This window comes from Paenibacillus herberti (assembly GCF_002233675.1).
Classification (GTDB): Bacteria; Bacillota; Bacilli; order Paenibacillales; family Paenibacillaceae; genus Paenibacillus_O; species Paenibacillus_O herberti.
This window is the reverse complement of sequence record NZ_NMUQ01000009.1, coordinates 1-912: the sequence shown is the minus strand read 5'-3', so window position 1 is coordinate 912 and position 912 is coordinate 1. Positions and strand designations below refer to the sequence as shown.

Below are 912 nucleotides of genomic sequence, written 5' to 3'. Positions count from 1 at the left end.
TGTGATACGTAATTATCGCGCGATCAAACACATCGATGATACTCAGCAAGAAGAAGAATCGCTGCTCGCCGTGGATCAAACCGTACTTAATATCTGTTTCCCACAGCTGATTAGAGCCCGTAAGGACGCGAATGTTAGCCAGACGCTTGGGTTACTTGATCTTTAGCTGTCGCTGCGGGCGGAGCACATCCATCTGCTTGCAAAGGCGATAAACCTTCTTTTTATTGATTGTAGCCCATGCCGCCTTTGGAGTAGTACGGTGAGCTTCCGGTAGCCATACGACGCGCCTTCGCCTGCCAGAAACTCCATGAGCCATTCGCAGATTTGTTCATCACTAATCGGATTTCCATCTCGTGTGTACGACAGGCCTGGTACCGGACGACCACTGCTGAAAGCAGTCGCCGACGTTATTTGCTGCTCCCGTCTTTCATGGGCGTAGTAGGTGGATCGCTCCACTTCGAGCACATGAAGGACGAAGCTGATGTTGTGTCCGAGCGCAATATACGTTCGGGCAATGTCTATTTTATCCGCAACTGTGGGTTTTTTTTTTTTAGTAGATCTATGAGAATGTCCCTCTCCAAGGCTTGCTCCGCGAAGAGCTTTTTAAGCTTTTCATTCTCTTTCTCCAGCTGTGCATAATTTTCCGCTGTTGGAACGAACTTCGATTGTTTGATGCTTGTCCCGTCCAACTGATCGAGATCCTTACGATTCAATTCTTTAGCCCATCTAAGAACCATCTTCGAATCCAATTCATGTTGCCTGGCTACGGTGGTCATGTTGCCAATCTCTTTCCCTTGGGCTACCACCGTCTTTTTGAAATTCAGATCGTACTGCTTCCGGTTAAAACCCCTTATTATGGACAAGACACCTCTTATTCGATCTTGTTCTTAGGATTGCTCTGAATTTCCCTGG

1 protein-coding gene is annotated in these 912 nt (G+C 47.4%); it reads right to left on the bottom strand.

Translation table 11 applies throughout. The annotated features are described in order from the left end of the window. Positions 1-518: 518 nt before the first annotated feature. Entirely contained in the window at positions 519-863 is a 345-nt protein-coding gene (locus tag CGZ75_RS24255; RefSeq protein ID WP_176445009.1) for a transposase, read from the bottom strand. Positions 864-912 lie beyond the last annotated feature (49 nt).